Genomic DNA, 13,232 nt, shown 5'->3' with positions numbered 1-13,232 from the left:
ATTTGTAATGTTAAACGTTTAAGAAAAGTTTGACTAGGGGGGCAATTCAGAAAATAAACAAGATAGTAAAATTAGTAATATTCTTAGTGGTTTTACTAGCTTTGTTGAAGCAAAAATCGTTTAAGCCAAGCTCCTAATTTAAGAAGCTTGGCCTATTCTTTTTGGGTTTTACAACAGTTTTCTGATCACGAACTGCAGGATTCCGCCATGTTTGAAATATTCAAACTCGTTGGGAGTATCGATGCGAATGTCAGCATCAAAACTAAAGGGTTGTTTATTGGCGCGGTGAACATTGACCACGACACTCTTCTGATCACTGGATATAGCATCAATGTCGTAGGTTTCAGTGCCATCTAGCTTGTAAGTTTCTGCACTTTGTCCTGATTTAAATTGTAATGGTAATATGCCCATTCCAATTAAATTTGATCTATGGATCCGCTCATAACTTTGGGCAATAACGGCTTTGATTCCTAGCATTAAAGGTCCTTTTGCAGCCCAATCTCTAGAACTTCCAGTTCCATATTCCTTGCCTGCAATAACGATAGTTGGCGTTCCACGACTTTTATAAACTTCAGCGGCTTCAAATACGGTCATTTCCTCAGACTCTGGCTGCAAACGAGTCCATCCACCTTCGGTTCCAGGTGCAAGTTGATTTTTTAAACGCACATTTGCAAAGGTGCCTCGCATCATGACCTCATGATTACCACGTCGTGAACCATAGGAATTAAAATCCGTTTTATTGACGTTTTGTCGCTGTAGATATTTTGCTGCTGGAGTATCTAATCCAATAGTGCCAGCTGGTGAAATATGATCAGTAGTTACACTATCACCTAATTTTAGAAGACACTTAGCACCTTCAATGGGGTCAATATCGGTAGCCGTCGCTTTCATTTTTTCAAAAAATGGCGGGCGTTTTACATAGGTTGATTCTGGCCAATCATAAATATCGGAATCAACCGCTTCGAGGTCATTCCAAATCTCTCCACCGTCATAGATAGAGCCATACTTTTCAGTAAACATGCTTTTATCCACTACTTTTTCGACAATCTCGGCTATTTCCTCATTACTCGGCCATATATCTCTTAAGTAAATAGGTTTTCCATCTTTGCTGGTGCCTAGGGGTTCTGAGGTCAGATCTATATTCATGTTACCTGCAAGCGCATAAGCAACAACAAGAGGTGGAGATGCTAGATAGTTTGTTTTGACTTCTGGGTGAATGCGACCTTCAAAATTACGGTTGCCTGAAAGAACCGAAGAGACTGTGAGATCCCCTGAATTGATCGCTTTCGATATAGGATCCGGAAGAGGACCTGAATTGCCGATACAGGTTGTGCAACCATATCCCACAAGGTTAAAGCCTAGTTGATTCAGCTCTTCAGTTAACTCAGCCTTATCTAAATACTCTGTCACAACTTGTGAACCTGGGGCAAAGCTGGTTTTTACCCAAGGATGAACATGCAAGCCCAATTTATTGGCATTTTTAGCCAATAATCCTGCGGCGACTAACACAGATGGATTCGAGGTATTAGTGCAGCTTGTTATTGCTGCGATGACGATAGCACCATCTTCGATGTCAAAGCTTTCACCATTGTATTGGCATTCGACCTTTTTACTAATGGGCTCTTGCCCCTGCCCGCCTTCATTTTCATAGCGGCCTTCGATGGTATCCTTTGGCGCTATTTTCAGATCAGATTGATCCGACACCCATTTTTTAAAGCTACTGGCAGCATCATTAAGGGCAATTCTATCTTGGGGTCTTTTGGGTCCAGCAATAGATGGAACTATGCTGGATAAGTCTAATTGTAATTTATCATGGTATTGGGCTTCACTTAGGCTATCTGAGCCCCACATTTTTTGCGCTTTGTTATATTGCGTAATGTACTCTATCTGTTCTTCGCTGCGACCGGTTAACCTTAAATAGGTTACCGTTTGTTCATCGATTGGAAACAAACCGCATGTGGCTCCGTATTCGGGCGACATATTTGCAATAGTTGCTCTGTCTGCGACCGTCAAATGTTGAATACCTTCACCGATAAACTCTACAAACTTCCCTACCACCCCAAACTCACGCAACTGCTGAGTAACCGCCAAGACCATATCGGTTGCGGTGACCCCAGGTGCAAGCTTGCCGGTCAATTCCATTGCAACGACTTCTGGAATTAGCATTGTCACTGGCTGTCCTAACATGGCAGCCTCTGCTTCTATGCCGCCTACGCCCCAGCCCATGACGCCAAGTCCATTTATCATAGTGGTATGTGAATCGGTGCCAACTAAAGTGTCTGGAAACAGAACTTTATTACTATCATCGGGATTTTCACTATCTTGTGCAAAGGTGACACGAGCCAAATATTCTAGATTGACTTGGTGAACAATGCCTTTTCCTGGCGGCACAACTTTGAAATTGTTAAAAGCTTTTTGTCCCCATTTTAAAAATTGATAGCGCTCTTTGTTTCTTTTTACTTCAATTGCAGTGTTATGTTTAAACGCATCTTTACTGCCGTACTCATCCACCATAATTGAGTGATCGATCACCAAGTCGACCGGCTTTAACGGATTGATTTTTTTAGGATCCCCTCCTAAATCATTCATAGCATCTCGCATTGCAGCTAAATCTACAACAGCTGGAACACCGGTAAAGTCTTGTAAAATCACTCGGGAAGGGACAAAGGCAATCTCGGTGGATGAGGCGGCGTTATTATCCCATTTTATTAAGGCATCAATATCTTCTGTTTGTACAAAATCGTTATGACTATGCCGGAGTAGATTCTCCAGAAGCAACTTTGCAGTTAATGGAAGGCGTTGAAGTTGTTCAGCTGAACCAGCTTTATTAATGTCGTAAAAAAGGTAATTTTTACCGTCAACAGAAAGAGTAGATTGATACTTTGAAGATGAATCCATGGTGCTTCCTTTTGTGTGCATTTAAAAATGGTACTTTGAAAGACTGAGAATTAAATCTAATAGCTTTTAGAGCGGGTTCCCATCAAAATCGTTCCATTAAATAAAATATTCTTTGTTTATGTTCTTTGAGTAATTCAAAGCAATTTGTTAGCCAATTCGGCAATGGCCATTTGAAGGGGAAGATAGAAAGGAAGAGTGTTTAAAGTGTATAAAAATTTTTCACCCATTGTAAAAATTACATTTTCCACAAAGGGTATATAAGTTGAAGTTAATCAGCGTAATATTGTTCTCTGATTCTTTTAAAATCTCCGTTTTGTTTAGCTGTTCTAATTATTTGTTCAATCTCTGCTTGTCTATCGGTAAATTTAGAAGATTTACTTAGCCCAAAAAAGTAATTGCGCTGAGCTTCTGGCTGATAGAGTGCAGGTACAATAGTTACTTCACTTTTTACGGTTTCCAATAACTTATTGGTACTGTGAGCAAAATGCACAAAACCGTCTACCCTCCCTTTTTCTAGTAAACCTATTTTTTGTTTTAATGTAGATACTTTTACTGTTTGCGGCCTTTCAGTTAAGCTCAGTTCAGGAAAATAATTCCCGCGAATAGTAACCGCAAAAGTGGATTGTTTAAATTCCTCAAAAGAAGATAATCGATATTTATCTTCTAACTTCACGAATAAGGTGTTTTGAATTGATTCGTAACTCGGTTGCAAAATAATGAAGCCCTGATCCGGCGCAGCATAATGGTGGACTCCAACCACTAAATCTAAATGACCATTCCTGAGTTCAACTAATCGACGACCAAAAGATAATGGTGTTATGACAAGATCGGCATTCAATTTATCCGCCATATAATGTAAATACTGTGCATGCAATCCGTTGGGAAATTCTGGCGAAACGGAAGAGTGTAATATATCTTTCGCTGTGCTCTTTGTTGCCATCGTTAAACAGCTAAGCAGGATAAAACAAAACAATTGAAACTTTTTAATAACGAAATCCTTAGTACTCGAAACTACTTTGACTAATTTAAATTTTATTATCCGTTAACTATGCACAGATTTTTAAGTAATTTATGGCTATTTCTGATTAACGCTTATGATCTTTTAGCCATTCATTTAATAATTTAATTTGACCGCATTTATAAGCAGCATAAGTTATCCGCAGTGCATTAGACAAAACCTCATTGTCGGTCCATTTGGTTTTATCGCGGATTTCATTGTAACAGCTCATCGCATCTTTGGTTACGTAACCACGAACTTGTTTATGACCCAACTCTTTTTGTCGTTGTCGATAGCGTTTTTGCTTTTCTGCGTTTGCGACTTTTTTCTGGTTTTTTTGCATTTAATATAATATCAATAAAATTTAACGTTAGAATAGCTACAAAATAACAGTTTGTTTGGAAAATTTCACTGTTCAGAGTTGTTTAGCTTACAAGTGTTCGCTAAATTAGACACTTTATAAACTAGAAGAAGCCTAAATGAGTAATTTTAAATCAAGTTTTAGCCGTGAAGATCTCTTAGCATGTAGTCAAGGGGAGCTTTTCGGGCCAGGTAATAGTCAATTACCCGCTCCGAATATGCTTATGATGGACCGTATTGTAACGATAAGCGAAACAGGCGGAAAATACGATAAAGGGTATATTTTAGCCGAGTTAGATATTTCTCCTGATCTTTGGTTTTTCGATTGTCACTTTCCTGGTGATCCAGTTATGCCTGGTTGCTTAGGACTCGATGCAATGTGGCAGTTAGTTGGATTTTTCTTAGGATGGTGTGGCGGACCAGGTAAAGGACGAGCCTTAGGTGTTGGTGAAGTCAAATTTACTGGGCAAATTCTTCCTACAGCCAAAAAAGTTACCTATAAAATTAATATGAAGCGAGTAATAAAACGTAAATTGTATATGGGAATGGCTGACGGTGTTGTTGAGGTGGATGGCAGAGAAATCTACGCTGCTGAAAACCTAAAAGTTGGTTTATTTCAAGACACTAGTAGTTTCTAAGTATTTTAAGAACCCACTAAAATACAAAAGCCCCTTTCGGGGCTCATTTTCCTAACGGCTGTTTAAACCAATATTACGGTCTTCGATAGCCTCTCGCCATCCTCCTAACCACTCGGAACGAGATTCAGTTGTTTGAAATGGACAGATTTCTTTAGAACGTCCTGAAATACCTGCTTGATAGCCTTTTGAATGAGCACGGGAAAGTTTGTCGCGTTTTTGTCTTTTCATTGAGTGACCTCTTGTTGAAACAAATACATGTGATTATCTGAACCACAATACTGAGACTATCTTAAACACAAAAGGGTTCAATATGTTGATGCATAAAAATTCCCTATTTATCAATAAATATATGATTAATTTAGGTTTTTATCTTTACACCAATTTTGAATATAGTTTGGTTTTTTAATACCAAATTAATATTACAATTTTGTGACGTCAACAAATGCGCGGTCTAGGTTGAAGTTAATCAAAAATCATAAAAAAGCCCCGAAACAAATGTCGGGGCTCAAAGTTAATTTTTGTTTAGCTCTAAAAGATGATTAGGCTTTAAATTTTTGTCTTAACCGACCACCGAAGACGAACAAAGCAAGTCCCAATAGATAATATAAACTGCCACCTTTACGCTCAACAGTCTCTTTAACTAAATGACAATCATCTATACTACCGCCTGGAATAGGCACTAATTTAACTGCCACAGACATATTCTGGAAAATCGTATTACCACGAGCATCTAGTGCTAACTCGCCATTAATGGCGGTGCGCTCGCGATATATCACTGCTGTTGCGGTAATTTCATCGTTATCGTTAATATCAATGCCTTGCACGATGGTATAAGGGGTATCACAGCTTAATAAATCGTTTATATTGGTAAACTCTTCAGTATTGATATCGTAAAGAAAAGCTTCTTTTCGACGGCTACCGATCAAATCTGTGTCTACCTCACCTTCCCCAACAACTAAACCGTTGTTGTTGATGCCTCTGGCAATACTTGACGAGCTTTCAAAGAAGTCGTCCGGGAAACTAAGAACGTCACCACGATAATCATAAACAAAAAATTTATTACGAGTCGCTGAGGTGATAATTTTATTGGCATAACCAACGACAACGTCATTATCATTTATATCTAAAGCGGTACTTTCTAAATATTCTTCATCACTGATGAATCCATGCACATCGTCTCCATCAAAAACAGCAGCTTTGTTTATCACTACCGTCTGTGAATCCTGATAAAAGTCATTAGAAACGCCTACTGCGATGCCATTATTATTGATGGCATTAGCGCGGCTTTCATAGAACCTAGTATCACCAGGTGCAGGTTCTAATATTGTGCCCAGCTCTCTACTATTTAGAAGTTCTCCGCTTGAACTAAACTCCCAAATGATCGCCCTACGCAAAAATGTTTCGTCAACTGGATCGCGATTACCCAAGGAATTAGCGAGTTTTGACCGCACTCTGCCTTGATATTCATCACGGAGTTGCCTTAAACAGTATTCTTGAGGAATGTCGCCTCTAGCTTCTTTGTCGTCACATAAATCCACAACGTCATCAAAGCCGTCGATAACATCCACAGATCCATATCCAGCGACTTCAAAACTATCATTGATATCATTTGCAACACTTATCCCTCCCAACAGATCTTCAATGGGAGGAACTTCGATTGTGACACCGTTGATATCCATAAAACCACGAACGAGGAAATCTTGAACGTGGTATTTTAGGTTCAAGCCGTTTTCATTTCGGTAGTTGATTTTTTGGAATGGAGCTTCTCCAAAACCTACGATAGCAGAAAAGTTATTAATTCCGGTGGCCAAAGTATCAGCACTTTTTGTTAAACCTTGAAGATCTTGTTCGATGACATCGAAGCCAATTTTTTCTTCTACTTCAGTATTTTCCAATACATAACTTTGCACAGTTGCAATTTGTTGTAGAAAGGGATTGGTTGAATCATTACTTTGTGGGTAAAAGATGTTAGTCGTTGTAGCGTCGGAAGTGATGAAACTATATAAAATCAGTAAGTCATCATCATTAATATTGCCCACAGATGCGCCATCTGCATCTGTTAACGTATTAATTAATGCTTCGCTTTCAAAGTTAATTAAATCAACATCTATTGGCGGATTAAAAGGGTTAGCAATTGATGCAGCGACTTCACCTCGATCATTAATTGCTCTAGCATAGCTGTTAATCCCTTTATCTCTTAAAGGTAATTCCACAACTGTATATTTTGCTGCTTGCGCTGAACAAATGGTTAGCGCACAAAGGGTTAGCCCAGAGGCCAGCCGATTCATTTTCATTACGTATCCTGTAAATTACTACTTAATTAGCTAATTTCGGTATTTTGATATAGCAAATACATTTGGGTATCTACATACCTTCTAGCTCATCCCATCGTGCATACGCTTTTTCCAGCGAACTTTCACAATCTGCTAGTTCATTGATTGCGGTATTAAATTCATCTTGGGACTGCTTAAAAAATTCCGGATCATTTATTTTACTTTGTAAAGCTTGGACTTCATTTTCCAGCTTTTCTATTTCTAGTGGTAAAGAATCTAGCTCTAATTGATGTTTATAAGACAACTTTTTTGTCTTTTTTATTACCGGTTGAGACTTAGGACTCGCTGATTTTACAGAAGTTTCGTCTTCTGTGGGTTTTTTTTCTGTTTGATACCAAGTTTCGATATCAGTATAACCACCAACAAACTCTTTAAGCTTACCATTGCCCTCAAAAAACAGGCTAGATGTTACGACATTATCAACAAATTCTCTATCATGACTTACTAAAATAACAGTACCTTGGTAACCGGAAATTAAATCTTCAAGTAACTCCAAAGTTTCCACATCTAAATCATTTGTTGGTTCATCTAGAATTAGTATATTTGAGGGCTTTAACAATAGCTTAGCCAACAATAATCTATTTTTTTCTCCGCCAGAAAGTGACCTAACCGGTGCGTTAACTCTATCTGGCGTAAACAAATAGTCCTGTAAATAACTCATAACATGCTTGTATTGGCCATTAACCAACAAATCACGCTTTCCGTCACCCACTACATCAATAACACTTTTATCTAAATCTAAGGCTAATCGGTGTTGGTCAAAATAGGCAACTTCTAGATTAGCTCCTTGTTTTACAGAACCCGACTGGGGTTGCAAACTACCTAATAACAAACGTATCAGGGTACTTTTACCACAGCCGTTGGGGCCGATTAAGGCAAGTTTATCGCCTCTAAATACATTTAATTCTAAATTATTAACAATAACTTTATTGTCAATTTCATAGTGCAAGTCGACGGCTTCAAACACAATCTTGCCGGAAGAGTTACTGGCACTAACGGTAGCTTTCGCTCTGCCTTGCAATTTATTCCTTTGCGAATGCTCTTGGCGCAGTGCTTTAAGCGCTCTTACCCGACCTTCATTACGAGTACGACGTGCTTTTATTCCTTGTCTAATCCATTGCTCTTCTTGGGATAATTTTTTATCAAACTCAGCGTTAGCATTTTCTTCGTTTTTAAGATCTTCGGCTTTTTTATCTAAATAGGTTTGATAGTTACCAGGATAACTGGTGAGATTACCGCGGTCTAAATCGATAATTCTGGATGCCACAGCGCGGATAAATGCTCGGTCGTGACTGACAAAAACTACCGCGCCTTTGTATTCCTTAACAATTCCTTCAAGCCACTTAATCATGTGAATGTCTAAATGGTTAGTTGGCTCATCTAGCAATAATATGTCTGGGTTCCCCACCAAGGCTCTAGCTAGCGCGGCTTTTCGACGCCAACCACCAGATAAAGAAGATAATTGCTGATTACCATCCAAATCCAATAAAGTCAGTACCTGACTAATTTGTTGCTCAAATTGCCAAGCATCTTGATGCTCTAACTTATGTTGAAGCTGCTCTAAAACTTGTAGATTTTTATCAGATGGATCGGTAGTCACTAAATTTATTTGGTGGAAATAGGCCTTTAATAACTCACCTGTTTCAGCCATACCTTCAGCGACATAATCAAATAGTGTTGACTCAACACTTTCCGGCGGATCTTGCGGAAGACGAGATATTTTAACGTTAGGTGAAATAATTCGTTGGCCATCATCTAATGGCTGGTCACCTTCTAAGACTTTTAGTAACGTGGACTTACCACAACCATTACGGCCTACTAAACAAATACGTTCGCCAGGGTGAACCACTAATTCGCCTTTGTTTAAAATGGCAGGATGTCCAAACGACAGTTGAGCATTTTTTAATTGTAATAAGCTCAAGCTAAAAACTCCTTCAGTTGCATTAAATCAAATGGCCAGCCTAATTCTTTCTGGTTGTCTTGGCGTTGGATAACCGGAATTCGTGCGCCATATAAATGGTATAACTGATGGTCTGATTTCACGTCAACAGTGGTAACTTCCAAGTCATAACTTGTCGCTACTTCTGCTAACAAAGCATGAGCTAAGTCACACAAATGGCACTGTTTTCCAGAATAGAATTTTAACTGCATGTATCAATTATCTCGTTTATCTAGTCTTGCTTGGTAAATATCCAGCAGTGGTGAATTTTAGGATTACGTTTGAAGTCTTCAGGCAATGTTTTTTGACTTATATTTTCCACCGATAGCCCCAGTGACTTAACGGCACTTTCATCCAATTTAAAACTGCGTAGATTATTAGAAAAAATAATCTCACCCTTTGGATTTAAGCGCTGGTAGGCATGTTCAAGCAGTTGCATATAATCACGCTGAACATCCCAAGTTGAATCCATTCTTTTAGAATTAGAAAATGACGGAGGATCGATAAATATTAAGTCATAAGTTTGCTGATGGTCGGTTAGCCAATTAATACAATCCGCTTGAATAAATTGATTTGCGCAATTGATGTTGTTCAACTGAACGTTTTGTTTCGCCCAGCTAATATAGGTTTTCGACATATCAACTGTGGTCACTGATTTTGCACCACCTAATCCAGCGTGCACAGAGACACTTCCGGTATAGGCAAAAAGATTCAACACATCTTTATTGCTTGATCGTTGTTGCACAATTTGGCGGGTAATTCGATGATCTAAGAACAGTCCCGTATCAAGGTAATCAGACAGGTTAACTAAAAACTTAGCCCCATTTTCGTAAACCTCTAAAGTAACTTTCTTTTCAGCTACCTTTTGATACTGTTCACTGCCTTTTTGCTTTTGGCGTGTTTTCACTACAATTTGCGTTGAATTCACCCCAGTCACTTCGGGCAATGCCAAGAGTACGTCATGCAAGCGTTTACGGGTCTTTTGCTCTGGAATATCTTTTGGCGCAGCGTACTCTTGCACAACTAACCAATCAGCGTAACGATCTATTGCTACGTTGTATTCGGGCAAATCGGCATCATACAAACGATAACAGTTAGTATTTTGTTTGTTGAGCCAACGAGATAGGGACTTAATATTTTTAGCTAAGCGGTTGGCAAAATCTGATTGCGGCTTCACCGACTCTTTAACAATGACATTCTTTTCATCTAAAACGTAATTAACCAACTGACACTCAATAGCCCCGTTCATTAATTTGTAATCTTTATTGGCAACCAATTTCAGCTGTTTAAACAGGTCTCTATTAGCAGTGAGTAAACTTACTCGCCAACCTTGAAAGTGTTGTTTTAAATGTTCGCCCCATGATTGGAACACTGGTAATAGTTCAGTCAGCTCATTTAATCTTTCCCCGTAAGGTGGGTTAGACACTATGTAACCGGCTTCGCAATCAACTTGTAATTTAGTCGCATCAGAATTGAAAAAAGTAATGTGCTCAAGCATTCGGGCTGAATCGGCATTTTGTTTTGCAGTGTTTAAAACTCTTCTATCCAGATCATTAGCATATATTTTTGCCTCAGGCTGTACTTGAGCATCCAGTGCCTCATCAACTAATACTTGCCAAAGTTCAGCTTGATGTAATTTCCAATTGCTGAAGCCCCAGTGCTGTCTACCTAAGCCAGGAGCAATATTACATGCCATCAATGCCGCTTCGATGGCAATGGTTCCTGAACCACACATTGGATCAAATAATGGCTTAGAGCGATCATTATTCCATCCACTACGTAATAACATCGCACAGGCTAAATGTTCTTTTAAAGGAGCTTGTCCCGTTTGCTGACGATAGTGACGTTGGTGTAAGCTGCGGCCCGAAATATCCACGTATACCGCAAAATTTTCTCTGCGTACTCGAGCATGAATTCTTATATCTGGCTGAACTTTACTGATCGACGGTCTTTCGCCAAAATGATGGCTAAAGGTATCAACAATTGCGTCTTTAACCTTTAAAGCACCAAACTGGGTGTTATTAATCGTTCTATTGGTACCCACAAAATCAACCACAAAGGTATTTGAAACGCTAAAGTGATCCTGCCACGGCACAGTTGCAACAATATCATACAGCTCTTCGGCAGTATCTATTTTGCCTTCGGCCAATTGCACAAGAACACGATTCGCTAACCGAGACCACAGACAAACTTGGTATACATCTTTTAGCTCACCACTAAAATACACCTGACCAGGTCGCATTTTTAAACTGCTATTCGGTAATAAAGTCGTTAACTCGTCAAGCAATAGCCCATCGAGTCCCCTTGAGGTTGTAACTAGAATTTCAAACATGTATGTACCAGAAAATAAAATCTCGGCGATTATACGGGATAAAGGCAGAGGGTATAAGGGTTATTATTGAATAGCGGATTATATTTGTATAAAAAATGAAGATTAAAAATAAGAAAAATTGTCTGATTGTTCGTCGCTGTCATCTTCAAGTTGCTCTAAGCTCAACAATCTATCGGACAGCACATTTATTAACGAAAACTGACTATGTACTTTATTATCGGAGGTTGTAAACTCTTCAGATAAATTTAAACACAATACTGAACTACCCTGTTGTTGCAGAGTAAGCATCAGGTAACTTTCACCATTGCAGCTTAACCAAGCCAGTTGCTGCTCCTCACTATGCAAACAACAACTATTTTTTTGGTATAACCAGCTTTTGTTTAAAACCGGTTTATGAAAGCACTTCGCAGCAGTTGCGTTTAATGCAATTTGAGTCTTCACACTATCTTCGAAGGGTACATTGGAGTTATTTACCGCTTCAAGTGATTCAATGAAACATTGAGAATGCTGAATTTCAAAGTACAAATTCTCTGGAATCAGCTTTAACTGAGAATCCAAATAAGCAGTTTGAAACGATAATCCAGCATTTAACTCAATCATCAAAAAATGTGACTGTTTATCTATAAACCATTTCCAATGACCTGATGGCAACAACATAGAATATAAACTTCAGTAAAGGCTATTTTATCTAGTGTGAATTTATCACAATTACAGCCTTATACTAATCCTTTCACTATTTGTTTTATCAGTGGAGGTCCCTGATAAATAAAGCTGGAATATATTTGCACTAAACTGGCTCCCGCACTTAGTCTCTCATTTGCAGTAGCACTAGAATGAATCCCACCTACGCCAATGATAGGCATTGCACCATCTAAGTATTGCGCTAGTTTCTTAGTTATATGCAGGCTCTTATCAGTTAGCACTTCTCCACTTAACCCGCCAGCTTCTTTTGCATAGCGCAAGCCTTCTACAGCAGAACGATCTAGCGTGGTATTGGTGGCTATGACCCCATCAATTCCGGTTTTAACTAAAGATGCAGCAATGCCCTGCACTTCCTCATCGGTTAAATCAGGCGCTATTTTGACCACAAGTGGCACATATTTACCGTGAAATTGGGATAATTGCTGTTGTTCATTTTTTAGGCCCAACAGTAAGTGATCTAATGCTTCACCATATTGCAACGATCTTAACCCTGGCGTATTGGGAGAAGAAATATTAACTGTGACATAATCTGCATAGGCGTAAACTTTTTTCAAACAGATTAAATAATCATCTAGGGCGTTCTTTTCTTCTGTCTGTTTATTTTTACCAATATTAATACCTAAAACCCCATCATATTGGGACTGTTTCACCTGCTCAACTAGATAATCAACACCTTTATTGTTAAATCCCATGCGATTAATGATAGCTTTCGCATCAGGCAATCTGAACATGCGTGGTTTTTCGTTACCAGGCTGTGCTAGAGGGGTTACGGTGCCAACTTCGATAAAGCCAAATCCCATGGCAGAAAATGCATCAATACATTCGCCATTCTTATCTAAGCCTGCGGCAAGGCCTAATGGATTTTTGAAGGTTAATCCTAAACATTTAACTGGATGGTCTTCTACCGTCTGCTGATAGGTTAGCTTTAATAAATTATGTTGAGAACGTTTCAAATAGTTTAACGTGAAGTCATGACTCCATTCTGGGTCACATTGAAATAGTGCTTTTTGCACAAGTGGATACATAAAAAGAC

At 38.9% G+C, this 13,232-nt stretch carries 11 protein-coding genes; 1 reads left to right on the top strand and 10 read right to left on the bottom strand.

What is annotated here, in order from left to right; translation table 11 throughout:
- Positions 1-168: 168 nt before the first annotated feature.
- The 3 genes from acnA to KO530_RS01425 all read right to left on the bottom strand — a co-directional run bounded on the left by acnA (position 169) and on the right by KO530_RS01425 (position 4,238).
- Positions 169-2,898, bottom strand: coding sequence for an aconitate hydratase AcnA (gene acnA / locus KO530_RS01435; protein WP_216046603.1), 2,730 nt, complete (start codon positions 2,896-2,898; stop codon positions 169-171).
- 268 nt (positions 2,899-3,166) lie between these two features.
- Positions 3,167-3,838 (bottom strand): substrate-binding periplasmic protein, encoded by a 672-nt coding sequence (locus KO530_RS01430; RefSeq protein ID WP_216046602.1) that lies wholly within the window; start codon positions 3,836-3,838, stop codon positions 3,167-3,169.
- A gap of 145 nt (positions 3,839-3,983) precedes the next feature.
- A complete protein-coding gene (locus KO530_RS01425; protein WP_216046601.1) occupies positions 3,984-4,238 on the bottom strand; it encodes a hypothetical protein in 255 nt (84 codons plus the stop codon).
- Between the two features lie 136 nt (positions 4,239-4,374).
- On the opposite strand from KO530_RS01425, the gene fabA reads away from it, so the two are divergent.
- Positions 4,375-4,893, top strand: coding sequence for a 3-hydroxyacyl-[acyl-carrier-protein] dehydratase FabA (fabA, locus tag KO530_RS01420; RefSeq protein WP_216046600.1), 519 nt, complete (start codon positions 4,375-4,377; stop codon positions 4,891-4,893).
- 51 nt (positions 4,894-4,944) lie between these two features.
- Here the strand turns inward: fabA and rmf are convergent, their stop codons facing one another.
- The 7 genes from rmf to pyrD all read right to left on the bottom strand — a co-directional run bounded on the left by rmf (position 4,945) and on the right by pyrD (position 13,224).
- Positions 4,945-5,121, bottom strand: coding sequence for a ribosome modulation factor (rmf, locus tag KO530_RS01415; protein ID WP_216046599.1), 177 nt, complete (start codon positions 5,119-5,121; stop codon positions 4,945-4,947).
- A gap of 311 nt (positions 5,122-5,432) precedes the next feature.
- Complete coding sequence (locus tag KO530_RS01410) at positions 5,433-7,187, bottom strand: DUF3466 family protein (protein ID WP_216046598.1); 1,755 nt, start codon at positions 7,185-7,187, stop codon at positions 5,433-5,435.
- Between the two features lie 70 nt (positions 7,188-7,257).
- A complete protein-coding gene (gene uup, locus KO530_RS01405) occupies positions 7,258-9,147 on the bottom strand; it encodes an ATP-binding cassette ATPase Uup (protein WP_216046597.1) in 1,890 nt (629 codons plus the stop codon).
- Positions 9,144-9,377 (bottom strand): glutaredoxin family protein, encoded by a 234-nt coding sequence (locus KO530_RS01400; protein ID WP_216046596.1) that lies wholly within the window; start codon positions 9,375-9,377, stop codon positions 9,144-9,146. The genes uup and KO530_RS01400 overlap by 4 nt, the downstream gene beginning before the upstream one ends.
- A gap of 20 nt (positions 9,378-9,397) precedes the next feature.
- Entirely contained in the window at positions 9,398-11,497 is a 2,100-nt protein-coding gene (rlmKL, locus tag KO530_RS01395; RefSeq protein WP_216046595.1) for a bifunctional 23S rRNA (guanine(2069)-N(7))-methyltransferase RlmK/23S rRNA (guanine(2445)-N(2))-methyltransferase RlmL, read from the bottom strand.
- A 102-nt stretch (positions 11,498-11,599) separates the two neighbouring features.
- Positions 11,600-12,154, bottom strand: coding sequence for a cell division protein ZapC domain-containing protein (locus tag KO530_RS01390; RefSeq protein ID WP_216046594.1), 555 nt, complete (start codon positions 12,152-12,154; stop codon positions 11,600-11,602).
- A 59-nt stretch (positions 12,155-12,213) separates the two neighbouring features.
- Positions 12,214-13,224: a quinone-dependent dihydroorotate dehydrogenase gene (gene pyrD / locus KO530_RS01385; protein WP_216046593.1), complete on the bottom strand. Its 1,011-nt coding sequence runs from the start codon at positions 13,222-13,224 to the stop codon at positions 12,214-12,216.
- Positions 13,225-13,232 lie beyond the last annotated feature (8 nt).

Origin of the sequence: Aliiglaciecola lipolytica, from assembly GCF_018860635.1 — a bacterium.
GTDB classification, from domain to species: Bacteria; Pseudomonadota; Gammaproteobacteria; order Enterobacterales; family Alteromonadaceae; genus Aliiglaciecola; species Aliiglaciecola lipolytica_A.
This window is presented reverse-complemented; position numbering and strand designations above follow the sequence as displayed.

Coding starts and splice junctions, on each gene's coding strand:
- KO530_RS01390 (WP_216046594.1), bottom strand. CDS start 12,154: ATGTTGTTGCCATCAGGTCATTGGAAATGGTTTATAGATAAACAGTCA.
- fabA (WP_216046600.1), top strand. CDS start 4,375: ATGAGTAATTTTAAATCAAGTTTTAGCCGTGAAGATCTCTTAGCATGT.
- acnA (WP_216046603.1), bottom strand. CDS start 2,898: ATGGATTCATCTTCAAAGTATCAATCTACTCTTTCTGTTGACGGTAAA.
- KO530_RS01410 (WP_216046598.1), bottom strand. CDS start 7,187: ATGAAAATGAATCGGCTGGCCTCTGGGCTAACCCTTTGTGCGCTAACC.
- KO530_RS01400 (WP_216046596.1), bottom strand. CDS start 9,377: ATGCAGTTAAAATTCTATTCTGGAAAACAGTGCCATTTGTGTGACTTA.
- KO530_RS01425 (WP_216046601.1), bottom strand. CDS start 4,238: ATGCAAAAAAACCAGAAAAAAGTCGCAAACGCAGAAAAGCAAAAACGC.
- rmf (WP_216046599.1), bottom strand. CDS start 5,121: ATGAAAAGACAAAAACGCGACAAACTTTCCCGTGCTCATTCAAAAGGC.
- KO530_RS01430 (WP_216046602.1), bottom strand. CDS start 3,838: ATGGCAACAAAGAGCACAGCGAAAGATATATTACACTCTTCCGTTTCG.
- rlmKL (WP_216046595.1), bottom strand. CDS start 11,497: ATGTTTGAAATTCTAGTTACAACCTCAAGGGGACTCGATGGGCTATTG.
- pyrD (WP_216046593.1), bottom strand. CDS start 13,224: ATGTATCCACTTGTGCAAAAAGCACTATTTCAATGTGACCCAGAATGG.